19 protein-coding genes and 1 riboswitch are annotated in these 26320 nt (G+C 34.1%); of the genes, 3 read left to right on the forward strand and 16 right to left on the reverse strand.

What is annotated here, in order from left to right:
- Positions 1-8: 8 nt before the first annotated feature.
- From BN3107_RS12680 to BN3107_RS12740, 13 genes are all read right to left on the reverse strand, one after another.
- Positions 9-1832, reverse strand: a complete 1824-nt coding sequence (locus BN3107_RS12680) for a sensor domain-containing diguanylate cyclase (RefSeq protein ID WP_058308024.1) — start codon at positions 1830-1832, stop codon at positions 9-11.
- A gap of 159 nt (positions 1833-1991) precedes the next feature.
- A riboswitch (cyclic di-GMP riboswitch) is annotated at positions 1992-2078 on the reverse strand.
- Positions 2079-2504: 426 nt separating this feature from the next.
- Complete coding sequence (locus BN3107_RS12685) at positions 2505-2891, reverse strand: DUF302 domain-containing protein (protein WP_058308025.1); 387 nt, start codon at positions 2889-2891, stop codon at positions 2505-2507.
- A gap of 77 nt (positions 2892-2968) precedes the next feature.
- On the reverse strand, positions 2969-3274 hold the full coding sequence (locus BN3107_RS12690; protein ID WP_058308026.1) for a rhodanese-like domain-containing protein: 306 nt from the start codon (positions 3272-3274) through the stop codon (positions 2969-2971).
- Positions 3275-3455: 181 nt separating this feature from the next.
- The gene (locus BN3107_RS12695) at positions 3456-3716 is read right to left on the reverse strand and encodes a metal-sensitive transcriptional regulator (RefSeq protein ID WP_058308027.1); all 261 of its coding nucleotides are present in this window, start codon (positions 3714-3716) and stop codon (positions 3456-3458) included.
- A 163-nt stretch (positions 3717-3879) separates the two neighbouring features.
- Complete coding sequence (locus tag BN3107_RS12700; protein ID WP_058308028.1) at positions 3880-6657, reverse strand: EAL domain-containing protein; 2778 nt, start codon at positions 6655-6657, stop codon at positions 3880-3882.
- A 156-nt stretch (positions 6658-6813) separates the two neighbouring features.
- The gene (locus BN3107_RS12705; protein ID WP_058308029.1) at positions 6814-8487 is read right to left on the reverse strand and encodes a PAS domain S-box protein; all 1674 of its coding nucleotides are present in this window, start codon (positions 8485-8487) and stop codon (positions 6814-6816) included.
- 140 nt (positions 8488-8627) lie between these two features.
- Positions 8628-10418, reverse strand: a complete 1791-nt coding sequence (locus tag BN3107_RS12710; RefSeq protein ID WP_058308030.1) for a methyl-accepting chemotaxis protein — start codon at positions 10416-10418, stop codon at positions 8628-8630.
- Positions 10419-10660: 242 nt separating this feature from the next.
- Positions 10661-11278 (reverse strand): class I SAM-dependent methyltransferase, encoded by a 618-nt coding sequence (locus BN3107_RS12715; protein WP_058308031.1) that lies wholly within the window; start codon positions 11276-11278, stop codon positions 10661-10663.
- A 741-nt stretch (positions 11279-12019) separates the two neighbouring features.
- Positions 12020-12436 carry a universal stress protein gene (locus BN3107_RS12720; RefSeq protein WP_058308032.1) on the reverse strand — a complete coding sequence of 139 codons (417 nt, stop codon included), beginning with the start codon at positions 12434-12436 and terminating at the stop codon, positions 12020-12022.
- Between the two features lie 20 nt (positions 12437-12456).
- Complete coding sequence (locus BN3107_RS12725; RefSeq protein WP_058308033.1) at positions 12457-13917, reverse strand: SulP family inorganic anion transporter; 1461 nt, start codon at positions 13915-13917, stop codon at positions 12457-12459.
- A gap of 217 nt (positions 13918-14134) precedes the next feature.
- Entirely contained in the window at positions 14135-15901 is a 1767-nt protein-coding gene (locus tag BN3107_RS12730) for a methyl-accepting chemotaxis protein (RefSeq protein ID WP_058308034.1), read from the reverse strand.
- 200 nt (positions 15902-16101) lie between these two features.
- Positions 16102-16965 carry a peptidoglycan-binding protein gene (locus tag BN3107_RS12735; RefSeq protein WP_058308035.1) on the reverse strand — a complete coding sequence of 288 codons (864 nt, stop codon included), beginning with the start codon at positions 16963-16965 and terminating at the stop codon, positions 16102-16104.
- 14 nt (positions 16966-16979) lie between these two features.
- Positions 16980-17243 carry a phage holin family protein gene (locus tag BN3107_RS12740; protein WP_148434727.1) on the reverse strand — a complete coding sequence of 88 codons (264 nt, stop codon included), beginning with the start codon at positions 17241-17243 and terminating at the stop codon, positions 16980-16982.
- Between the two features lie 325 nt (positions 17244-17568).
- Here BN3107_RS12740 and BN3107_RS12745 point away from each other — a divergent pair, with 325 nt between their 5' ends.
- The 3 genes from BN3107_RS12745 to BN3107_RS12755 all read left to right on the forward strand — a co-directional run bounded on the left by BN3107_RS12745 (position 17569) and on the right by BN3107_RS12755 (position 22747).
- Positions 17569-19425: a BCCT family transporter gene (locus BN3107_RS12745; protein WP_058308036.1), complete on the forward strand. Its 1857-nt coding sequence runs from the start codon at positions 17569-17571 to the stop codon at positions 19423-19425.
- Positions 19426-19548: 123 nt separating this feature from the next.
- The gene (locus BN3107_RS12750; protein WP_058308037.1) at positions 19549-20250 is read left to right on the forward strand and encodes a DsbA family oxidoreductase; all 702 of its coding nucleotides are present in this window, start codon (positions 19549-19551) and stop codon (positions 20248-20250) included.
- Positions 20251-20575: 325 nt separating this feature from the next.
- Entirely contained in the window at positions 20576-22747 is a 2172-nt protein-coding gene (locus tag BN3107_RS12755) for a methyl-accepting chemotaxis protein (RefSeq protein ID WP_058308038.1), read from the forward strand.
- 821 nt (positions 22748-23568) lie between these two features.
- On the opposite strand, the gene BN3107_RS12760 is transcribed toward BN3107_RS12755, so the two are convergent.
- From BN3107_RS12760 to BN3107_RS12770, 3 genes are all read right to left on the reverse strand, one after another.
- Positions 23569-24750 carry a hypothetical protein gene (locus BN3107_RS12760; protein ID WP_231735423.1) on the reverse strand — a complete coding sequence of 394 codons (1182 nt, stop codon included), beginning with the start codon at positions 24748-24750 and terminating at the stop codon, positions 23569-23571.
- A 249-nt stretch (positions 24751-24999) separates the two neighbouring features.
- Positions 25000-25641, reverse strand: a complete 642-nt coding sequence (locus BN3107_RS12765) for a rhamnogalacturonan acetylesterase (protein ID WP_058308039.1) — start codon at positions 25639-25641, stop codon at positions 25000-25002.
- A complete protein-coding gene (locus BN3107_RS12770) occupies positions 25634-26317 on the reverse strand; it encodes a YesL family protein (RefSeq protein WP_058308040.1) in 684 nt (227 codons plus the stop codon). The genes BN3107_RS12765 and BN3107_RS12770 overlap by 8 nt, the downstream gene beginning before the upstream one ends.
- Between the last annotated feature and the right edge of the window lie 3 nt (positions 26318-26320).

Genomic DNA, 26320 nt, shown 5'->3' on the forward strand with positions numbered 1-26320 from the left:
CTACATGTTTAATCTTGTTGGCTATGCCTTTCCTTTTTTTGCTCATACATTTTGGAATCTGCGTAATGTAACAAACCATCGATCGTTCTACCACTGTCTGGATAAAAACTAATACCAATACTAGCTGTTAATGAGATATCTTTTTGATTTATTACTAAAGGTTGTTTAATCATTTCAACTATTTGATTGCATAGAAGTTGCACTTCATTTTCTGTGGTGCGTTTTACTATTGCAACAAATTCATCACCGGCTAAGCGATAGAAAGATACAGGTTGTTCTTGTTCGAATTGTATAAACCTTTTAGATAGTACTTTTAATAAAATATCTCCTCCACTATGACCCAAAGTATCATTTACTTGTTTGAACTTGTCTAAGTCAATAAAAACAATAGCAAATCGCTCTTTAAAAGACTGGTCGTCTAGTATTTCTTTTAAATCAATGTGAAAAGAATAACGATTCGGAAGATCTGTTAATGTATCAAAATGTGCTAATCGGTATAGTTTGGCTTCTGAATCTATTAATTGATTGGTTCTTGCAGTTAATAGCTCATTTTTCTTTTTGGCATCGATAAACATAGATTGTAATTGATTGGCCACTTTTTTAATGTTTTTACCTAACTTGGAAAATTCCTCGATATTGGTGTCTTTCCAATAAAATGATTCCTGTCGTTCCATTTTTTCCGGTAAGTCACTGGTCATTTGTGTCAGTTGAATGAATGATTTAGACAGAATACGGTTGACAAAAATACCAAAAATTAAAGCAATACAAACTACAACAAGGACTAAAATAAGATAATCGATCAATTCTATTAATATTTTTTCCACTACACTATACATCGGAATAATTAAAAAGGTTCTTTTATTTAAAAAGCTTGTTTCACCAATATAATAACCTTTGTACCAATCGATTAAAGTTTGCTGATGGTTAGACAACCATATGTAACCATTGTCATGAATATTTCTGACATAACCTTCCTCTATGTAATCAATATTACTGATTGTTGTACGCTGATCTTCAGTGTCCAGCCAAACTCTATTGTCTTGATCAAGGATATAAACTCTCTTTTCGGAGAAGCTAATATAATTATCTAACATTGTTTTGATTTTTGCTTTTTCCAGTTCAGAATCGAGTTCATAATTTTGGATCTCTGCAGAATCCATCTCAGAAATTTTTATTTGTAACCGATTTTCTAATTGGTTGTACTGGTTTTGGAATTCTTCAAACATATTATTCTCAAGACCTCTACCAGTAACAAGAATCACAATTAACAGTGGGAAAACTGCAGAGAAAATTAATATATGCGAAATTACCTGACCAAAATATAATCGTGGTCGGTCTTGAAGCCATGCTTTAAATTTAGGAATAAATGGCGCGTAGTCACAGATCATATCTGCTACTAATGCAGAAAACATTAGGGCAATAGTAAGTTGTAACACTAAAAAATTAGTTATCGAGTTAGAATGTTCCACATTATCTGACAATAATAGTATTGCTATAAAATAAAGTAAAAAAATAACTAATGAATAAGCAAAACTCCAAGTAAAAATATCTCTTCCTTTTTTTGTGTATAAACTACCAATGATAAGTACTTCTAAAATGCTTAAGAAGACTAGAGAATTACCAATATCCAGAAAATATGTTGTAATGCTAAATACTACTACTAATAATAATGAAAAACGCATCCCAAAAATTCGAAGACTTGCAAGATAAATAATTGGAGCTACACTAATACTAGTTCCAAAAATAAGTGGAACAGAAAGTGATTGCGCAACGACAGAAAGTACTAGTGTAATAATGAATAAGATTATTTTTTTTCGAAAGACATTACGCATCACTTTTTCTCCTCATCTAATTTCTTGAAAATGTCGATCTTGCTTCGAAATGGATTATTACAGAAGGGTAAGCTGTTATACAATGACCCTGACTAAAATTTATGTATTGTAAATAAAAAACCTATACAAATAAATGTATAGGTTCCTGTGCATTACAAATCAGGTAACCCAGCCATCATCGTGATTACTCACCTTAGACCTGTGGTTTTGCGTCTCTACTTTTCAATAGATTTGCCTTTTCTATTAAGTAGTACTTTTATATCATATATATTAACACATTTCGTTCCATTATAAAACTATATTACTAATTATTTGAATTTAATTTTCTTTTAATAATCAATTTAATCTAGCAAGAAATATCCTAAAGCTTAATCAATCAAGTACATTGTAGAGAAAAGTTATAATTATTGATACGTAGTATATGGATACTGGGCAATAAATGATGTAGTAATTTTGAAATTTTTTTAACTGGTTAACAACCGCTCCTGATGCCCACTTCCCTTTCCGGGGGGCAAGCCGTAGCGATTGGTACGCTCATATTTACTGTCAAAATTACCACATCAATTATTGCGCAGTTTCTTCCTAATACACATGAAAATCCAAACGATTTCGAAGTCTGTTCGAAATGGTTTGGATTTCTCTACATACACATTATTTTTGTCTCAGATTCTTTTATTGTAGACTTTGATCGATCGCACTAATAAGGCGTTTCTCGATATCTAATGCAATATCTTTTAGTTCTTCGTCTTCTACTAAGTCAATCATTACAGATGGTTTTGGTAAACCAATCTTGATTTTACCATTATCATCATATACTACAATTTTACAAGGCAAAAAATATCCTACTAATTGATTCTTTTTTAAAACACGACTCGCTTCTTTTGGATTACAAACTTCTAGTACTATATAATCCTGATCGAAATCGATATCTTTTGACTGTAACTTCTCTTTAATGTCAAATTCCCATAAAACTCCAAACTTTTCTTCAGTAAGTCTATCTTCTAAAGATTGAATGGTCTGATCCATATTTCTTTTTGATGTTACCGTATAGTGAAACATTACGATCATCCTTTCTTTTAAGAAAATTTAATCATTTACATCCAACTTACAAAACAGTAAAAAATCAGATACCGTTATTATTCTGGAATTTCTGTTTCATCTTCCCAAGCGAGCATGCCGCCTTCCATATTTGTTGCGTCATAACCATTTGCTTCTAAATATTCGGTAGCACGACCACTTCGTCCCCCTGATCGGCAAACCATATAATAATGTTCATCTTTTTTTAATTCATCTAGTTTTTCTGGAATTTCCCCTAAACGTATATGTTTAGCTCCAGGAATGATCCCTTGAGCTACTTCTTCATCTTCTCTTACATCAATAATATTCACTTTTTCATCATTTTTTAATTTGTTTGCTAACTCTGTTGCATGTATTTCTTTCATTCTAATACCTCCAATAATAGTTTATAATTAGTATAACAATAATCATTTAAATCATGTACCGATACCAGCATCTCCATCCTCGATTTAACTTTTTAGCACCTACACAATTAATACGGCTACCCGTAAAGGTAACATTATGATTCATAAAAAATAGAGTCTATTAACTCTATTTTCACTTGCATTAGCGGCTTTTCACTAGTAAGTTTACTGCTTCTTTTATCAAGTCTTCTGATGATTCTCCAGTTTCCTTTTCCTCACGAATACATTTTTCTAAATTTGAGCTAACTACTAATGCTGCTGTACGGTCTAATGCACTACGCACAGCTGACATTTGTGTTACAACATCACGGCATTCTTTGCCTTCATCCATCATTTTAATCAAACCACGTACTTGACCTTCAATTCGCTTCATTCTATTTTTAACTTGTGTATCATATTCCACGATGAATACACCCTTTCTTAAATACTCTTTATATATATCATACTAAAATTATCGGATTTAGCAAAGGTATTTATTTATGAGTACTTTTGTTAAATTATATACCCCTTAAGGTATTAAGTCAATCTTGAAATACTATTTTGCTATCAAAAGATTCTTATTTAATTTAAGAACTAATTTCATGAAACTTTCTGTCATAAATTTCTGTAATCACAAAAGGTAATTCTGCTTTTGATACTGGTTTGGAAAACCAATATCCTTGAAAGATTTCACAACCCAAGTCTTCTAACAACATAATTTGCTCTAATTCCTCTACTCCTTCTGCTATCACCTGTAAGCCGAGCGCATGACTCATTTCCATAATAGCTTGTACGATCGCTATATTCTTCTGGTCACGATCGAGATCTTGGACAAATGACCGATCAATTTTTAATACATCGATCGGAAACTTATTTAAATACGATAAAGATGAATAACCCACACCAAAATCATCTACTTCAATATCAATACCAAGTGCACTAATAGATTGCAAGGCGTTAATTGATAGTTCTATATCTTCAAGTAACAAACTTTCCGTTATCTCAAAACTAATTTGAACGGCTGGACACCCTGTTTCATGCAACAATTTAGCAACTTTTTCAACAAAATCTGCTTCTTTCATTTGTTTATACGAAATATTTACCGAAACGCGATATTCCAAACCTTCTTTCTTCCAATTAGCGACCTCCGTAAATACTTGACGCATAAAATACTCACTTATTGGTACGATCCAGCCTGTTTCTTCAGCAACACCAATAAATTCACCTGGTGATACATTTCCTAACTCTTTATTTCGCCAGCGAATTAATGCTTCAAAACCTGCTACTTTTTTATGCTTTATATCCACTTGCGGCTGATAATGTACATCTATCTCATTTTGATCAATTGCTTGAAATAAATATCGTTTAATATTAAATAACCTATTCTGCTGGTCAATGTTATGTTGCTGATAAAAATGATAGGCTTTTCCATCACTATTTCTAGTTAATTGCAAAGCTTCTTGTGCTTGTAAAATCATTGTATCTGCAGTCTGTTTTTGATAACGGACCACACCTATACACATTGTAATTATAATCTCTTGATGTTCGAAACTCCAAGGTTTCTTCAAGCAACTTAAAAAAGTGTCTATGTCTTGTTTTATATTTTCACCAGTGTCTCTAGTAATTATACTAAATTCATCTTCACCTGACCTCGACAATAAAAAGGGTTGAAATTGCTCTTCAAGCATGGATGGGGTTTTCATGATAACATGATCCCACGCCTTTGTCCCATACATTCCTTTTATCTCTTTCATTTGATAAAAATCAATTATTAATAAATGGAATGACTCCTGCTTTTGAATGGTATCTTCTAGTACTTTTCTAAATTTATATTTATTTGGTAACTGTGTAACCGGATCAAAATACAAAATTTTATCCAAAGATTCTTGATATTGCTTACGTGAAGTAATATCTCTAGCAATAAATAAGATACGGACCTTGCCACTTTCATCGACAACGCGCCGACCTTTTACATCTAACCAGCGGCGGTCATTTAAATGATTCATTACTTCAATTTCTGTTGAGTCCTCTTTATTTACATGTAATAAATAGTTGATAAATTGTGTTATTTCATGAATTGATTTAGGTGTGAAAATCTTAGTTAGTGTTTGAGTATCGTAATAGTCCCCAACTAACTGTTTAACTGAGGGAGAAAGGTAATTTATACTTCTGTCATCGTTGATTAGACAGATAATATCTGTGCTATTTTGCGCAATTAATTGATAACGGTAATTATTTATTTTAATCTTTTCTTGATAATTCATATTTTCCATAACCAACCCTATGATATAGGCATAGGTTTCTAGCGCTTTTCTTTCACGACTCGATGGCTTATGAATGGTATCTTGGTATAATGTAAACGCACCAATTACTTCGTCATTACTCGTTATAATTGGTGAAGACCAAATCGTTTTTATATGATAACGTTCAGCAATTTTTACATATTTAGGGTTCTGCATCTTAGAGATATCATTTTCAACCATGGTTTTTTTATAAAAAGCAGCACTTCCGCTAATACCTTCGTCAGGTTGAATTGGAAAATCTTTTAACTCACTTATAAATTCATCTGATAAAGAATAAGTAGCATAAGCTACCAATTTCTTTGTTTCACTATCTTTTTGAAAAATCAAACATTGATAATCCATATCTTTTTCAATCAATTTACAAATCTTTTGAAAAGCTACTTTCCTATCTTTAATAGTTAAAAGTAATTTTACAATGTTAAATTGGTTTTCAATAAAAATTGCTTGTTTTTTCTTTTCGGTTATATCATTCTGAATACCAATAAAATATAATTTATTATGGCTAGTAATAGGTGTTATTTTTAATTCATTCCAAAACATTTCACCGTTCTTTTTGTAATTTAAGATTTCAATTTGTGTAGCTTTATTATTTTCTATCGCTTGTTGAATCAATGCTCGGTCTTCTTTACTAGTATGGTTTCCTTGTAAAAAGCGACAATTTCTACCGATGACCTCATCTTTTTTATAGCCTGTTAATTCTACAAATCCCTCATTTGCATAAATAATCGGATTTCCTTTTTGTTCAGGATCTGTAATTATTAAACCAGAGGATACTTGATCAAATAATTGAACAAAGCGTTTATTTTCCTCTAATGAAGTAAGAGCTTGAGATTCTGCTTCTACTCTTGTTACTATTTCTTTCTCATGCAATTTAGTCAATTTAAAAATCATAAAAAATAGTAATATAGCTGTAATCAGTACATACAATAGTCCTTTAATGGTTTGCCCATGTTCGATAAAAACACTATTCCAATTCAAGTAATTTAAAAGTAAATCTGAAAAGAAGATCCATAAAACACCTACAACAACGTACAATCCTGCTATACGTATAGAATTTTTCAATATCGCCACCCCTAAACGGTACTGAAGTCATATGATTAGTAATCCAATGATACCACACTTTAAATATAGTACACTATACCCACAGCTACATTATCGAAAACATTAGCTCAAATAACTATCTATCCATAAACAGACTAAAAACTGTAGAACAAAAGTCTACAGTTTCTTTCGGTAAACATGGAAGCCATTTTTCCCAGCCTTTTTTGCCTCATAAAGAGCGACATCTGCTTGTTTCATTATATCAAACGCCTTTTCTACTTTGATTGATGGATCACAAACAGTTATGCCGATACTTGTTGTCACTTGTAATGTTTCTTTTAGTTCCCATGTCTTTTTGATTTCATTCTTTATCTTTGTAGCATAGTCCTGAGCAAATTCGATTGTATCGGCACTATCTAACATGATTATAAATTCATCACCGCCAAGTCTTGCTACCATGTCATTTTTACTTAGAAGACGAGACAGCCTCTGCCCAAACTCGACTATCACCGCATCCCCTACATCATGTCCATATGAATCGTTTATTAATTTAAAGTTATCTATATCAAGCATCATGATAGCTAATCGATCGGACCGGTCTTGTTCTAGTCTTTCCGTTAATTGTTTTTTAAATAAGCGTCGATTAGGTAAATCGGTTAAAAAATCATGCATTGCATAATATTCTAATCTTTGTTCATATTCCTTTTGCACAGTAATATCCCTTGCTAATACTACCATATGTTTGAATTTACCTGCTTCATTAAAAACAGGGGTACCATTTGCTTCCACCCAAATATAGGAACCCTTTTCACAGTAATGTTTGTTTTGTATCGAAAATGGTATTGCTTCCTGTATCGATTTGACAATAATCTGATTCAACCTTTCCTGATCTTCAATATGAATGTTATGTGAAAATATCCTGCCAATATATTCATTATGACTATACCCTACGATTCTTTTATAGGAAGGTGAAGCATAAATAATTCGCCCTTGATGATTTAGAAGCGTTATCATATCATGCGCATTTTCAGCAATTAATCGAAATCGTTCTTCACTTTCTTCCAGTTTCTTTTTAGTTTCTATCTCGTTGGTTAGATCGCGCAGTATGACATATACTCCCTCCACTTGATTATCGAGGATCAAGGGGCTTATCTTTACGGAAACAGGAACGAATCGATTTGTTCGATGTTTTATTTGAATCGTCATCAAGTCAACCTGACCTGAGCTTGGTTGTTTTAAAAAATCGAGCAGTTTATGATTACTTTTTTCATCTACAAGCTTACTAAAGGTTAAACCAATTAATTCGATTGGTTTATAGCCTGTAACGTTTTCAACTTGAGGATTACTATTTACTATTCTACCTTCTAAATCAAAAGAAATGATCGGGTCCGGATTATCTTTGAATAAAGACTGATATCTTTTTTTGCTTTTATTCAATTCACCCCATAGTTTACCAAGCTCTTTTTCCGCTATTTTTTGTTGAGTTATGTCTTTCACGACAGCTACAATCGCTTTTATCTCACCTGTTTCTTTTTTTATAGGGCTTAGAGTTGTCTTGGAGTATTTGGTCTTCGCATTGACTTCAAACTGATCTTCATACTCAATTAACTTTTTTGTATGAAGTACATCATTATATTTGGATATAAGAAATGATGCCTGTACAGATGGAAGAACATCGGAAATAGCTTTGCCAATGATCTTCTTTGATAAACCCGTTTCCTTTATAGCGACTTCATTTATAAATGCATAGACAAATTTATTTTCTATTGGTTTCATAATATATACTTGATCTTGTATACCATCATATAAAGTATTATATAATAGGATTTCTGTTCCGCGACTCAACTTCATTACCATCCTTCCAAAGAAATAAAATTGTCGATTCTTATCGAAAAATACTCCACCCTACATTTTATACTCGAACCCTAAGAAAATAAATATGATTATTGAACTAATTAATATAAAAAAAATAGGCATTTCGCCTATTTTTTTTACACAATTTTAAATTTTGCAACTTGTTCTTCTAATTCTTGTGCCAAAGCATCTAATTCTTGTGCACTATTCGACACATTTTCCATTGACTGATTTGTTTGTTCAGCAGAAGCAGCTGTTTCTTCTACAGCTGCAGCTGACTCTTGACTTACCGCTGCAATCTCATCAACTGATTTATGCATATCGACGCTATTTTCGTTCACTTCATTTAAGCTTTGAACTATTTCCTGTACACGTAGTACCATACCTGAAATGGATTGATTAATTTGAGCAAAATTATCTCCGGTTTGACCAATTTGTGTTGTACCCTTTTCTACTTCTTTAAATCCTAGTTCCAATGAATCTGCAACTTGTCCGGATTCTTCTTGGATATTAGCAACTAAACCAGTAATATCGCTAATGGAAGCTGTCACTTGTTCTGCTAGTTTTCTTACTTCATCAGCAACAACAGCAAAACCTTTTCCTGCTTCCCCTGCTCTCGCAGCTTCAATTGCTGCATTTAGTGCTAATAAATTTGTTTGTTCTGCTATTTCTTTTATTACAATTACAATTTTGTCAATTTCTGCTGTTCGTTTATCTAACCCTGTTACTCTTTGGTAGGAATCCTGAACCATATCATGAATTGTCTGCATTTGGATAACAGATTGTTCAAGTGACTCTTTACCATTGTGACTTACATTCATGACTTCTTTTGATTCATCAGCAATACGTTGACCATTTTCCGCCACGACTTTTACTTTTCGGTTATGTTCTTCCATTGTGCTCGCAAGATTTGATGCATGATTTGCTTGGGACTCACTTCCTGAGGATAGTTCTTCCATGGTAGCTGCAATTTGCTCACTGCCCTCTTTGACTTGGTCAGATGACTGATTTAATGTACCACTTTGTTGCATCACTCTACCCGTAGCCATCATTACTTTATTAATCATATCATATAAATTATCCTTCATTTGATTCATGGCATTTGCTAACACGGTAAACTCATCATTACTTTTGACTTTTACTTTTTTACCACTTAAGTCACCTGCGGCTAAATTATTTAACTCTACTTTGATTTGATTAATATTGAAATTGATAACTTTGACAAACAGGATCACAATTACTAGTCCTATTATGATAGAAATAGCCATCGTTATTATCGTGGACATTAATATATCTTGTCGCATATCTTGGGCAAGTACATACATATCAAAATCTATACCAGCTACCCCAATTATGTCGCCTGAATCTCCTGAAATAGATTTTGCTAAAGTAATAGTAGGTTTTCCACTGGCTGCATCTATGTAGGGTTCTGTCCATACCACTTCTTCATTAGATTTTGACGCTTTTTCGTACCAGTCGGTTGATGTTGCACTATATGATGTAAGATCGACATCTTCATCTGGAATGTTATTTAAATATAACGCCCCGTCATTGGTACCAATATACATGTTAATGATATAGGGATCATCGGATGCCTGTTTTGTCAAAAAATTCTCATAATAAGTTGTTAGTTTTGGATTATTTAAAATAGGCATGTTGGGATAAGTTGATTCATCAAGGTTTGAGGTGGAAACCTTTTCATACTGTAATTTTTCCGATTCGGTGAGAGAGGTGAGAATGGATTCATATTCTTCAAATGTTTTTTCGTATTTCGGAGTCATTTCGACGATATCATCTTTTTGAATAATGGCTTTTTCTAGTATCTCTGTCTTTTGATAAGAGATATATCCAACCATACTGATCGGTATGACTAAAAGTAAGATCATAATGGCCGGTAATTTGTATTTAATTTGTTGAAACTTTCGCATATTCTATTGTCCCCTTTGTTTTCTTTTTATATCCTCCTATTTTATCATGATGATAATCCTGTTACCATAACAAGATTAATAATGATTAAATATACCTAGTCATAAATCTTATAACTATAATTGACAACTAACCACTTAATGCATTTTTTACCAATTATAAATTGATAAGTAATCTGTAAAGATAAAATATGTTAAATTTTCAAAACAAAAAAATACACCTATTTCCCAGGTGTATTTCATCATTATTTTTTCGCTATGACTATTCCGAGTGGGCAGTGAACCATTTGTGCCGTTTTTACTGGTTCAATTAATGCTCCATTTTGGAAGTAGAAATCTCTTACTTCAAATTTATCAAACATGTGCATAAATTCATTTTCCGTCATTTGATGGACATGAAAAGGTGAGCCACACGTTTTTCCTTTCCCTTCTCCAAAAGGGGTGGATAGGATTAACGTTCCACCTGGTCTTAATAATCTAAAGATATTGTCCATAAATTGTGTTTCATTTTCAATATGTTCGATGGTTTCAAAACTTAAGATTACATCAAATTCTCCAAGTTTCTCAGGTAATGTAGTGTCTGTTACATCCTCTACTTGATAGCTAGACAACGGGTGATAGTATTGACCTCGTGCATATTTAATGACTTCAGGGTCAATATCAACACCTATAATTTCTTCTATTTGCTTCTTGCATTTCTTTGCTATCACATGTGCTCCATAACCTACACCTGTAGCGAAATCTAATACTCTTCCATATACTTGTGGAACTGCAAAATGATATCGTGCAATATGCTCGATTAACAATTCATTTGTTATTTTCATCTGTTCTGGGATAATTCGTTCACCAGTATCTTCTATCAAATTTTTCACCGCTTTATTTAATATACTTAAATCAAAGTCTATTATATTCCACCTATCGCTTCAACTTTTAAGATTTGCATATACACGTAAAAAAGAAACTGTGGCATATAATCTTTTTATTGTTACCCATTATAAGCTGCGCAACAAATAATGTAGTAATATTGACATGAAGTGCGTGCTTAGCAATCGCTTCGGCTTGTCCGCTTCCCTTTCCACGGGTTTTTCTCCTCAGCTAACTTTGGTAAGCAAAGATCGCTTTCCAAAGTGGATCTTCGGATAAAAACTTCCCGTAGGAGTTGAAGCGGACGCCTACGCTAATTTGATATACTACAACGCTAGTATGAGTTAGCATTAGGCTATTTCTCTCATGTAAAAAATTCGTTGATTGGAGTAACAGCTCAAATTGCTATCTGTCACAGTAGTTGTAGAACCATTATATTAGCGCAGGCCGCCCACTTTCACTCCTGTGGTAACTTTTTACCTGAAGATCCACTTTTTCAAGCGATTTTTACTTGGAAAAGTTAGCTGAAGGGAAAAAACCACGGAAAGGAAAGTGGGCAGCCGGAGCGGATCTCTAGTAAATTAATCATTTCAAGATTACTACTTTGGCTAATGGTTACTCATCAGTTATTGCGTAGTATCTTCCTAATACGCATAAAATCCCAACGATATCGAATCAATTCGAATAATCGTTGGGATTTTTCTAATTTTAACATTCTTTTGGCCAAGCCTCTATATTAATTATTTAACGATCAATACTGGACATTGGACTCTTTTGGCGATCTTATGACTAACACTACCTAAGATCATAGTTTGTACTTTGTTTAAACCACGACTACCAACAACAACAAAATCATATTCATTATTGTTCGCAAAATCAACAATTGCTGGACCTGGTTCACCATGGACAAAATGTGCTTCACATTCTAAATCGGCTGATTCGATTACTTCTATGATAGGCTTCAATTTTTGTTCTCTTTCTTTTTTTACCTCATATTTATCTAAACCGTGTAAGACATCTTCTTTTGAAGTCTTGCCATCCACTGCATAGACAATATCAATTTTACCTTGATCTATCTGAGCTACTTTGACAGCATGGGAAGCGGCACGAATCGAGTGATCAGACCCATCGGCTGCAAGTAATACTTTTTTATACATATTTACACCTCACCTACCTATTAATGACCAGAAGCTTTCGATAAACCGCCGATTTTTTTCTTTAATGATTTACTTTCGGCATTTAATCCTACATATTCAACTTTAACATCATTTTGTTCGAATTTCGACTCGATTTTATCTAGGGCTCCAATTGCTGAATCATCCCATAAATGAGCATTAGTCAAATCGATTTCAACTTCTTCTAATTGTTCATTAAAATTAAACTTAGCTACTAAATCATTTACAGATGCAAAGAATATTTGACCATCTACTTTATATGCTTTCTTTTTTCCTTTTACCATTACAATTTGTGTTACAGTAACTTTCGAAATTTTAGCCGCAAAGAAAATGGCACTCAATAAAACACCTGTTAAAACACCGATCGATAAATCATGTGTCACGACTACAGTTAAAACTGTGATAACCATAACCACTGCATCCGTTCTCGGGATTTTGTGAAGGTTTTTAACAGATGACCAATCAAAAGTACTAATGGAAACCATAATCATAACACCCGCTAACGCTGCCATCGGTATTTGAACAACTAATCCACCTAACACAATGATTAGAAACATTAGAAAAACACCTGCAACCAATGTCGACAACCTACCATTACCACCAGATTTCACATTAATAACGGACTGTCCTATCATTGCACAACCTGCCATACCACCAAAGAACCCTGAAACAATATTAGCAATGCCTTGTCCACGACTCTCTTTATTCTTATCACTCTCAGTATCTGTCATATCATCTACTATATTTGCTGTCAGCAATGATTCTAGTAAACCAACGACTGCTAAAGATAACGAATAAGGAAAAATAATTGCTAATGTTTCAAACGTTAATGGGATGTCAGGCAACAAGAATACCGGAAGTTCAGAATTTAAATTACCTAAATCCCCAACTGCTCGAATATCAAACCCGAAATAGAGTACTATTGCTGTAACAACAATAATCGCCACTAAAGTAGAAGGTACTACTTTCGTTACTCTTGGAAAAATATATATTATAGCTAATGTTAATCCCACTAAACCATACATTATCCAACCTTCGCCTTCAAAATGTTGCAATTGTGCTGTGAAAATGAGTATAGCTAGTGCGTTAACAAATCCTACCATTACCGAACGTGGTACAAACTTCATAACTGCCGCTAATTTAAATACACCGAACAAAATCTGTAATACCCCAGTTAAGATCGTAGCTGCAAGTAAATACTGCAAACCATGATCTGCAACTAGTGTAATCATTAATAATGCCATTGCACCTGTTGCAGCAGATATCATTCCAGGTCTTCCTCCTACGAATGCAATAACCACCGCAATACAAAATGATGCATAAAGTCCTATCATGGGATCTACACCAGCAATAATTGAAAAGGCAATTGCCTCTGGAATTAAAGCTAAGGCTACTACAATCCCGGCTAGTACGTCACCTCTGACGTTACCAAACCATGTTTCTTTAATTTTTGCTATGTTCATGAAGCACCTCTCTCTAAATTTTTGCTTCTCTGATCTTATCAGAGAAATTATCCGTCGTGAACAAAAGGAATGATAACACATTTCACATTTTCGACAAAACTTGATGTAAACGTATACATCACACTAATTCTTTACTATTCATCAATATACTCTTACTAACTCATCTTTTTATCAATTAAAAACTCGCATCCATAAATATAGATGCGAGTTTTGGTCTTTATTTTTTTAAACGAAAACGTGCAACAATTTCTTGCATTTCTAATGCTAATTGATCTAATTGTTTAGCCTGGCCAGATACTTCTTCCATTGAACTGCTTGTTTGTTCAGCTGAGGCAGAAGTTTCTTCAATTCCTGCAGCAGATTCTTGTGAAGTCGAAGCAATTTCTTGGATGGATTCATTCATTTCTTCCGTTCGTGAAGAAACATTAGCTAAATTAGTCGTAATATTCTTCATACGGTCTGTCATGTTTTTAACAGAATGATTGATATCTGTAAATGTTTTTTGCGTTGTTATAATTTGGCTAGTACCTTGTTCTACTTCAGCATAACCTTTTTCTAGTGAATTAGAAACATTTGTTGATTCTGTTTGAATTCTTGAGACAATTCCAGTTATATCTGATACTGATTCGGAAACTTGTTCAGCTAATTTTCTAACTTCATCGGCTACAACAGCAAAACCTTTGCCATGTTCTCCCGCTCTTGCTGCTTCAATAGCAGCGTTTAAAGCTAAAAGGTTGGTTTGTTCTGCGATATCATGAATCACTGAAACTAAACGACCTATTTCTTGAGATTGTGAATCCAAGCTTCTCACCTTCTCAACCGCTTCTTTCACAATATGATCAATTGTTGTCATTTGATTTGCTGACATTTGCATTAATTCAGTTCCAGATTCCGCTTTTTCTAATACCTCCACTGAAACGTTTCCTACATTAGTACCTTCTTTATTAGTCTCTAAAACTATTTCTTTAAAGTTCTCCATCATTTGCGACAATGAATTAACATGATCTGCTTGAACTTCAGCACCAGACGCTAATTCTTCCATAGTGGTAGTAACTTGTTCAGAACCTATCTTTACCTCATTAGATGATTTATTTAATCCGTCACTTTGTTGATTTAGAGAAACAGATGCTTCTGAAATATTAGTAATCATATTGTTTAAGCTATGTTGCATGTTATTCATTTCTGACGCTAGTGAAGCCAATTCATCCTTTGTTTTTACTTCAATAGGGGCCAAGCTTAAGTTTCCAGAAGCCAACTCTTTCATCCTATCTGTTACTAGTCCTAGAGGTTTAGTAATGCTTCTTGAGAATATCCAGACAATTATAATACCGAGAATAATAAACAAAATGGTTATAAATATGATTTGATACAAGATGGTGTCTGCAGAAGAATTAAAGTCCATGAGGTATGTACTTGAGCTAATCACCCACCCCCACTCCTCATTATATTCTGTATATACTACTTTTTCTTCAACTGCATTTTCATTATTTGGTAAGGGCCAATCGTAATAAACATAACCCCCACTGTTATTCATTGCCTTATTTGTGATTTCTTGCATAAATAGATTTCCGGAAGAGTCGGTAGATTCCCATAGACTATCCCCTTCAAGATTGGGATGTGCTAATAACATCCCTTGCTCATCTGTTATGTACGCATATCCATTATCCCCTAAATCAATTCGATCATTAATCGGTCGCGTTCCATCTGTATTTTTCTCACCCAAAAGTGCTACCTTCACTTGTTCTTGTGCTTCCTCTAATGTAATGTTACCTTTTTCGACTTCTTTATTTAACGTATTAATCATTTCGTTTGTAAAAACTACACTATTACGTAGGTTAGTTTCCCCCAACTCATTTAGAGATCTTTCACTTTGCTGATAGGTAATATACCCTAATAATACTAATGGCACAATTAACAATAACAGTGAAGTAATCATAAGCTTTTTTCGTACCGAGTGTTTAATTTCTTTGTTTTGTTTCTTCATAGTTGTCACCCCTTGTATAATAATCCATAGTAACTATATCGACATATAATTACTAAAATTAAATAAAAATGAGCGGACCTTATTAATCATACTCCGCTCATTAAACAGAAAAATTAATACTCCGACGGTATTACAGATGATTACACGCTAATAAGACTTCTTCATATTGCATTCAATTAAAGTTTTTTGAATAAGAACTTCTAGTTAAATAGTTTTTGCCATGTTTTTGGACCTACAATCCCGTCTATTATTAGATCATTTTGTCTTTGATATCGTTTAACTGCTTTTTCTGTCTCAGGACCAAATATACCATCTATTTGTGTTCTAACTTTCCGCTGAATAATACGTACCACTTCGCCTCTACTGTTTTTCCTTATAACACCTGGATAATTAGCGATTAATGTACTGGCCTTTTCTAACTTTTCAAAGGTAATCGGCCCCACAATTCCGTCTACTTTTATCCCTTGTGATTTTTGAAATGCTTTTACAGCGTTTTCTGTTTCTTTACCAAAGTTACCATCTGCTCCATAGCGATCTAAGGGAAATCCAATTCTCTTTAATGAATTCTGAACCTTTCTTACTTCACTCCCTTTATGACCTTTTTTAAGCAAGCCAGTGCTAGAAAATTGATTCAAATAATGGATGGGATTAACAGTCGAAGATCGTTTATCTGAGCGGTAACCATAAGGTGGGGCCATCTCTACTTTTTTACGAACTTCAAAATGCAAGTGTGAACCTGTTACAAAACCTGTTCTACCTTGATAGCCAATTGTTTGGCCTTGTGAAACGACCTGGCCTTTTTTGACTGCTGTTGAATCTAAATGTGCATATAGTTGGGCACGATTGTTTTTATCTCGAATTAACACGACATTTCCATATCCACCTAGGCCTGTACCACTTTTCCCAAATCCGGAATAGATAACTGTTCCTCGTGTAAATGCTTTAATTGGGGCTCTGTGAGACTTCGCAAGATCAACTCCTGAATGAAAATCTCTGGAACCTCTAATCGGGTGTGTTCGGTATCCATAAGAACTTGTAATACGATAATCTTGATACTTCGCCATTTTCTTTACCTCCTTTAAAATTCTTCTCTATGAAATGTTTGTTTTACTATTTGATGACTAAACACAGCCATTCCTGTTGCAATTACTCCTTCTGCAATAGATCTTGTATTCCATCCATATAAATTACAAGCAGCTAGGACTCCAATACCTAATAGTATCCATACAATTAACCAATCAGGTAAAAATGGTGTTCTTTTACAGGCATACCCAATAAACCAAAGTGCTGGAACGATATAGTAGAAATCTTCTTGTAAGAAGTACAAAAACTCTGTCATCATCTGAACACCTCCTACAATTAGATTCGAGTCACTATACTACTAATGATTTTAAATAGCATGAGCATTACAAGGACTCATATTAAAATATGCAACATGGCTACATTGTGACTTGGCATTTGACATGGGTGTTCTGTTATTTCTATAATCAATTGAATGAATGGATAGGTGTCTTTAAATGTTGTTAATATTTGCATTTACTAAAAATTAACTTTAAGTAGATTAATTACAATATATTTAGGGAATAACAAGAATTAATTAATCTACATAATTATAGGTGATTCATGGAAGGGGGGACTATGTCAGCTCTCGTTTGACATAGGAATTTATGAAAACTAAAGAAAGAATAAATGAGAAAGTAGGTAAGGTGGGAATTGTTTTTATTATTTCTACCATCTTAGTTACAGTTTTTGTGTTATGGGGAGCCTTTTCTCCAAATTCGCTTAATGAAGCTGCCAATTCAGGATTATCTTGGATGATTACTAATTTTGGTTGGTTTTATATGCTAATCACCGCGTTATTCGTCCTCTTTGTTATCGTATTAGCAGTGAGTCCTTACGGTAAAATCCGTTTAGGAAAACCTGATGACAGGCCTGAGTATTCATGGTTTTCTTGGATTGGAATGTTGTTTGCTGCGGGTATTGGTGTTGGCTTCGTCTTTTGGGGAGTTGCCGAACCGCTCCTATACTATATGGATCCGCCGTTAGGTTATGACCCAGGTACTAGAGAGTCAGCACTAGCCGGCTTACGTTACGGTTCCTATCATTGGGCATTACATCCATGGGCAATCTTTTCAATTGTTGGTATGACGCTGGCCTATGTTCAATATCGAAAAGACAGACCTGCTCTTATCAGCTCTGCTTTTTATCCTGTTCTCGGTGATAGAGTAAACGGTTGGGCCGGTAAGACCATTGATACATTAGCAGTATTAGCTACATGTACGGGGGTAGCTACTACATTTGGTTTAAGTGCGATGCAAATTACCGGGGGATTATCACATATTACACCAATACCTAATTCGCCGTGGACACAGCTCGTCATAATATCAATTGTTACTGTCTTATTTATGCTTTCCGCTGCTCGCGGCCTTGATCGAGGAATTAAGATATTGAGTAATATCAACTTAGTCGTTGCTGGTCTTTTATTATTGTTCGTCATCATTGTAGGCCCTACCTTGTTTATCGCAGAAAGTTTTGTTACGACACTTGGTGGTTATCTAACTAATGTAGTGCCTATGGCATTAACATTAACACCTTTTTCCGAAAGTGAATGGTTAGGAACAAACACTATTTTCTTCTGGGCATGGCATATTTCTTGGGCGCCATTTATGGGAATCTTTATTGCACGCATTTCAAAAGGTAGAACCATTCGAGAGTTTATGGCTGGAGTACTAATTGTTCCTGCTTTACTAGCCATTATATGGTTTACAACTTTTGGTGGTACAGGGTTAAATGTGGAAATGTATGGTGCAGGAGGATTAGCTGAATTAGTTAATTCTGATGTTGAACTTGCTTTATTTGCTATGTTAGCTGAATTACCATTAAGTGTGATCACTAATACATTAGCGATTATTTTAATTCTAATCTTCTTTATAACTTCTGCGGACTCGGCTTCTTTTGTACTTGGATCAATGACTTCTAACGGAGATCTGGAGCCTAAAACATGGGTGAAGTTAGTATGGGGATTTCTAATTGCGGGTGCAGCAAGTGTACTACTCTTTAGCGGCGGTGGTGGTTTAAATGCATTGCAAACCGCTTCAATAATTGCAGCTTTACCGTTTGCAATTGTCATGGTTTTAATGATTGTTTCTGTCCTGATCACTTTAGGAAAGGATTGGCAAATTGATCGTAACCTTCGCCGCAGAAAACGTGAAGATAGGGTGAAAGGTGAATTCAAGAATGAGTTCAAAGACGAATTTAAAGATGACTTTAAAGAAGATTTTAAAGATGATTTCAAAGACGAATTCAAGGATGAAATGAAAGACGAGTTTAAAGATGACTTTAAGGAAGACTTCAAAGAAGATATCTACAAAGAGATGAAAAATGACTTCTATGATGATTTTAAACATAAAATATATGATGAAATGAAAGATGAATTGTATGATGACTTCAAAGAAAAAATTTACGACGATATGAAGGAAGAAATAAAGGAAGAAATTGCAGAAGATGATCGACCAAATAAATAATTTTCACTCTCACTTTTGCAAAATCATATTTCATACTATTAATACACCTATGTAAGCAAAATCCTTTCTTGAATGCAAAATATATGTAAAAATAGGATACAAGTTTAAGTGAGGTGTATTAATATGCAAATTGAAATATGGTCTGACTTTGTTTGTCCCTTCTGTTATATTGGCAAACAAAGATTAGAGCAAGCACTAGAAAGATTTCCTGAAAAATTAGATGTATCTATACAATACAAAAGTTTTGAATTAGACCCCAATGCTCCTAAATATAGTGGGAAAAATATACACGAAGCACTTGCTGCGAAATACAATATGTCATTAGAGCAAGCGAAACAAGCGAATCAACAAATTGCAGAACAAGCAAAATCAGTTGGTCTTGAATTCGTTTTTGATACGATGAAACCAAGTAATACGTTCCATGCGCATCGTATTAGCAAATATGCAGCAACAATCAACCGTGAAGCGGAATATGTTAATACCATGTTATATCATTATTTTACTTTATCTAAGGATCTTAGTGACCCTAATACATTACGTGCTATTACCAATGATATTGGTTTTGATTTGGATCAAGTCAATAAAATTTTAGAAGATGACTCATTATATGCAGATCAGGTTAGAAGTGACCAGGAAGAAGCTAACAAATTAGGAATTACAGGTGTTCCTTTCTTTGTAATTAATAAAAAATATGCTATTTCTGGTGCACAACCGATTGAAACTTTTATGCAAGCTATCGAAAAAGTAGTTGAAGAAGAAAATCAAGAGTTAGAGAGTTTGAATATAAAGCAAGGAAGTTTTTGTGACGGTGACAACTGCAATTAATTTATGAAGGTCTGACAGAAGCACCTTCCACTTAATAAAATCCAAATGATTATCGAATTTTGACGATATCATTTGGATTTTTTTTATGAAAAAATCAGGAAAGTGCTCATAAACAAACATGACAACAAATCATACTAAAGTACTAATTTTTGATTAAAAAGAATAAATTTACATTTCTTATCGTTTAAAATGATTAAACGTGTTATAATCATATTGAACTATTTCTTACAGATTAATTTTTCTAATGCGTTACGAATAACATGACTAAATTATTACTTTTATTTGAAAGCCTTTTCTTGAAAAACAAAGATGCGGAGGATGAATCATGGCAAACAATTTTAAGAACAAGAGTGTAGAAGGTTTAAAGAAAGCAAAACTTTCTATTTCTAAAGTGTTCAGGAAAGTGAAAGACAATAGTAAAGATTTAATGAGTAAAGCTCGAAAAAAAGGAAGGAATACACCAAGATCGTCTAAAACAACGATACAAAATTCATCAGTTTCAAAAAAGAATTCAATCGGAACCAAAATATTAATTAGTATTTTATCCACTGTGCTAGTTAGTGTAATTATTGTTGGTATTTCCTCTTACTTTATCTCAAATAGTATTATCAAAGATAAAGTTACCGAGGCTTCAGAACAAACTATCGTGCAGTCTGGTGATAAAATTGATTATTTAATGAACCAATATAAAGACCGGGTAACAGAAATATTGATGGCAGACAATTTTAGTCAAACTCTTGGTGAATTAGATAATTACGAAGATACTAATAATTTTGAATACTTCTCACTTAAGAGCACAATTGATGATGCCTTAACCAATCTTACTATGATTGATAGTAATATGAGTCTCTACTTATTACATACAGAAAAAGAAAGAATAATTTCTTCTTCTGAATCTGTATCTGAAGAAGAATTATTTTCATTTGATTGGTATAAAGAAGCTTTAGAAACTGAAGGTGCGACAGCTTGGATCGGTGGTTTACCTCAAGGTGTATCAGGTGATTCAGAAGATCCAACGGTCAATTTTGGTCAAAAATTAAGAATTGGTGGTACAGAGTATATTTTATTAGTAGAATTAAACACTGATATCTTTACTGAAGCCTTAGAAGATGTTCGTTTCGGTGAAGAAGGGCTAGTAAGTATGGTTAATCAAAATAATGAAGTCGTTTTCTCCTTTAATTCTGAAGAAATAGCACAGCAATATGATTATCAAATAGCTGTTGACTCGGAAACCAATATGACGGAAAATAGTGGTCAATTAGTTTTCCAGCATGATTCAGAGGTTTCGGACTGGTATTTAGTTGGATCTGTTTCAGAAGCGGAGTTAACGAAGGATACTACAATTATCTTTTACGTCACAATCGGGATCATTATCCTGTCACTATTAATTTCTATTCTTATTGCTAGCCGAATTGTAAAAAATATTGCTACTCCTATTGCTAATGTTTCTAGTTTAATGGCGTCAGCTAAACAAGGTAACCTTACTGTAAGATCTGATGATACCGCTAGAAAAGATGAAATTGGCGAACTTACAACAAGTTTTAATGAAATGCTAGAAAACATTTCAGAAATGATGCATCGAACGAGAGAATCGGCAAACAAAGTTTTGAATGCCGCAATAGAATTAACGGATATTTCTCAAATGCAATCACAATCTGCCAAAGAAGTCGCTGCTGCATCAGAAGAAATCGCGAGTGGTGCGACAGGTCTTACAGATGAGGCTGAACGTGGAAATACTTTAGCATCTAATATCCATGAGGAAGTAGAAAACGTATTCCAAAATAATAACGAAATGGAAAACTATGCTGTCGAAGTAGTGGAACGAAGTCATGAAGGTTTAGAGAAGATGAATGAGCTTGTGACAAAAACAAAAGATGGCGAACAAATGACAAACGCACTCGTTCAAAAAGTTGATACATTAAAAGAAAGCACAGAGCAAATCAACCAAGTAATGGAAATGCTAACTAATATAGCACAGCAAACAAACTTACTTTCGTTAAATGCTGCAATTGAGGCTGCTCGTGCAGGTGAAGCTGGTAAAGGTTTTGCAGTTGTTGCTGATGAAATTCGCAAATTATCAACACAATCCAAAGATTCAATTGATAAGGTTGAAGAAATTACAACCGGAATTGTAAATGAAGTAAATGAAACGCTTGGTGTTTTAGAAGAGGCAACACCACGTTTTAAAGAGCAAGTTACACAGGCAGAGGATACTCAAGTCATCTTAAATGGTATGGGTGACAGTATGGGTGCCTTCACTGGAAAAATTCAGCAAGTTACAACGTCCATTCAACAATTGCGAGATTCTCAGGAAGTACTAACGTCAACCATTCACCAAGTGAGTGCTACTGCTCAAGAATCATCTGCAATTAGTGAAGAAGTATCTGCTACTACTGAGGAACAATTGAAAGTAAGTGAATCACTTGTATCCACTTCAGATGAATTAAAACAATTATCAGAAGAATTACAAGAAATGATGAAAAAATTCCAGGTGTAACATAAGAAACATCATATAGTGAGACTGCAACCAGTGGGGGTTTTACGAACGATTACACCTTGATAAAAAGTGATTGGGACAAAAGAATTCTTTAATCAAAAAAATCCAAACGATTCGATCGTTTGGATTTTTCTATGCGTATTAGAAGATCAGTACGGCATAACTCTAGTATCTATTTTGAAATGATATATGTGCTAGTAACCTCTTCGGCTTGCCCACTTCCCTTTCCATGGGGTTTTCCCTTCAGCTAACTTTTCCAAGCACAAACCGCATGGAAAAGTGGATCTTCAGGGAAAACAATCCCACTGGAGTGGAAGTGGCCGCCTACGCTTAGAGGGAGACTCTACAATTGTTACTAATGCTAATATTTTGGATATTTACAATTAGACAATAAATCAGCTTATATTGATAACAATGATAAGTAATCTAATGACCTTGATAGGAAATAGTGAATAAAGCCAACGTGATAATTCTTGCTTGAGTTGGAGGTTATAAAAAAGCGCAGGCGTCCGTTTCCACTCCTGCGGGAAGTTTTTCTCCTCAGCTAACTTTTTAAGCGAACTTTGCTTAAAAAGTTAGCTGAGGAGAAAAACCCGCGGAAAGGGAAACGGACAGCCGGAGCGTTTGTTACGCTGTTATTAAAATCTCATAATTACCACAAAAGATATGTCACAAATTCCTTTTATTGCGTAACAATACATATTGCGATGTTCGTGTTTTAAGTTAAGAACTATATTTATGTCTCTGGCTTTGAAGAAGGATAGCGTAGACTAAATTTACTTCCTATACCTATCTTTGGGATACCTAAATGATGCTGTTAGTTAATATTCTCCTCCGGGATAAAGCGTTACAGAATAAGCTCGTTTGTTTTGTTTTAAAGGGCTATTGTTTATTGGTGCTAAATCCATGGGTTCATTTGCATAAATATATGCAGTTTCTTGATCATAGATAATGACTTGATCTCGACCAGAGCCTGTTAAATCACCAAAGCTCACGTATCCATCAACTGGAAACGTTGTGATAACATTTTGATCCCCATCATAGATCGTTGGATAGACACCACCACCTCGACGAAATGCTAATATGTAATCTAAATGATGCTCGTCCCAATTGGATAAAGTATCAATAATGGTTAGCCAACCACCAGTTTGTCTATTTTCCTTCCATATTTCTTCACCATTCGCATTAATCAAAAACATACCGTCTTTTCCATCTGAATAATGAGTTCCCCTTACAATTCGATCTAAACCAGCAATTTGTAACCCTTCCTCATCACGGAATTTTCCTAAACAAATATGTTGAGATTCTATCGAACCGTCATAACGCCAAAGCTCATTACCTATTGCATCATATAAAACTGTAACACTTCCACCAATAACGATTTGATAGTTCTCGCTATCAGGTTGAACCTTCCCTACCCAAATGCAATCAGCATGATCTTCCAATGGCAGGCATGACCACTTTCTTTCTCCATTTGAATCGAGAAATTCATATCCAGCTACCACTTCATCTTTACCATCATCATCAAAATCAAATGGCCAAGGAAAGTGACCAATGTTTCCTTTATGAGTCCATAATAATTCAAGATCTTTATTCATAGCCCACATCTGATGGTAACGATCTTTCAAAATAATATCTTGCGCAAAAGTATTACCCGATAAATTGGCAATAATGATACAATCATGTGCATGATCATCCGGTAAAGAAAAAGATCTCTTTATTTCTCCTGTTTGACCATCAAGAATTAAAAATTGTTTATTCTTCACACAGAGAACTTCATTATAGCCATCCCCATCAATATCATAGATTTGGACAGGATAATCACTCCCTGGCCCTCCAGGTGTATGACTTGGTTCTCCAGCTTGCCATAGAAGATTCCCTTCTAAATCAAATGCGGTCATTGCCTCGACTTGATGCGGTACATAACGATCATCAATACCCCCATCAGGTTGTACCATTAATAAATCCATTCTACCATCACCAGTTAAATCACCAATAAACATTTTGCAGTTTTTCCCCGAATCTGATAAATCTAGTTGTCGGATTAATACCGGGTCTACGTTTCTATTATTTTTGTTCAATTGTTGCACGTATACTTTCACTCCTCTATCGCATTATAAAATGAGACTTCAATCAGTGGGGGTTTTAAACTCCCACTGATTGTTAGCGAAACTTATCAGGAAGTTAGTTAGCGTCCGTTTATCCCCCACTTAGAGCTTCTTTGCTGTCGCTCGACTCTTGAAGTGAGGGTTTTACGGACGATTACACCGTGATAAATTGGCATGTAGTTGCAATGCGATTAATTTAGCCATTTGATCTGCACCCTTTGTTGTAAAATGGGTACAATCCTCGCCATTTATAGCGCACATATAATATTCTTTTGCCTTATCATATCCAATTGATTGAAGATGGCGGTTACTTAGTGTCATTAAATCGATTAATAAAACATCTTCCTCTTCTGCAACTTCTTTGATAGCATTACAATAATCACCAAAGTCTTTTAAAAATTCTCCATTTACATAATGTAAGCGAGTGACCGGTGTAACTAATATTGGAATCGCTAGTTTTTCTTGTGCGCCTTGGATGTACTGTTTCAAATATTTTTTGTAATCGTTATAGGGCTCTGTATAACGAGCAGGTCTTTCTTTAGTAGAATCATTATGTCCCATCTGTATGATTAAATAATCATTCTCAGATATTTCTTCTAATATTTGTGCTAATCTTCCTTCTTCAATAAATGTTTTAGAACTGCGCCCACCAATTGCATGATTCTCTATATTAAAATCCGTAATGTACAAAGGAAGAAATTGCCCCCAACCAGCTTGAGGATAATCCGCTTTTGTATAGGTCTGACAAGTAGAATCACTTGCAAGATATATTCTACTCTTATTCATAACTCCATTCCTTTCGATTCAGTTGTTGAGCCTCTTTCTCTTGTTTTTTTTCTAATAAGCTTTGTTTATATTCGATTTTGGCAAATGTTATATATGTAATATACATCACTACCATGCTGGTAAGACTTCCACCAAACAAAAAGATAAAAATCGGAAATGTTGCCCATAAATAATAAAGAGTAAAACACGCTGCTAATACATATATCGTTCTTATTGGTTGATAAATGGCAATTAATAAAGCATTCTTAAAATACATTTTGAATGAATTCTGGTAATGAACATATAACGGATACAAATAAATAAGCATAATAAAATATAAAAATGTTATAAAAATAAAAAGCGCCTTAAAAAAAATATTTAAAGTCGGATTTTCCAACGAGAAATATTGCAAGTTTGTAAGTAACATCAAGCCTATAATTCCTACGATCCATGTAATACAATTGGATCGAATAAATTCTTTTTTATACGTTTGCCAGAATAACTTCGTAGTATTAAGCCCATGTTCACCCATCACCCATTTCCTGAAAACAGTAAACATTGCTACCGTACTAGGACCTAAACCAAAAAAGATCAGACCAAGTAACGTAAATAAAACCCATAAAAAATTAACGTATAAAAGAAACATAACTGCTTCACCAAATTGATAAAACTTTCCTATCCAGCTATCACTGTTCATTTT

Source organism: Gracilibacillus massiliensis, assembly GCF_001458115.1.
Lineage (GTDB): Bacteria > Bacillota > Bacilli > Bacillales > Amphibacillaceae > Gracilibacillus > Gracilibacillus massiliensis.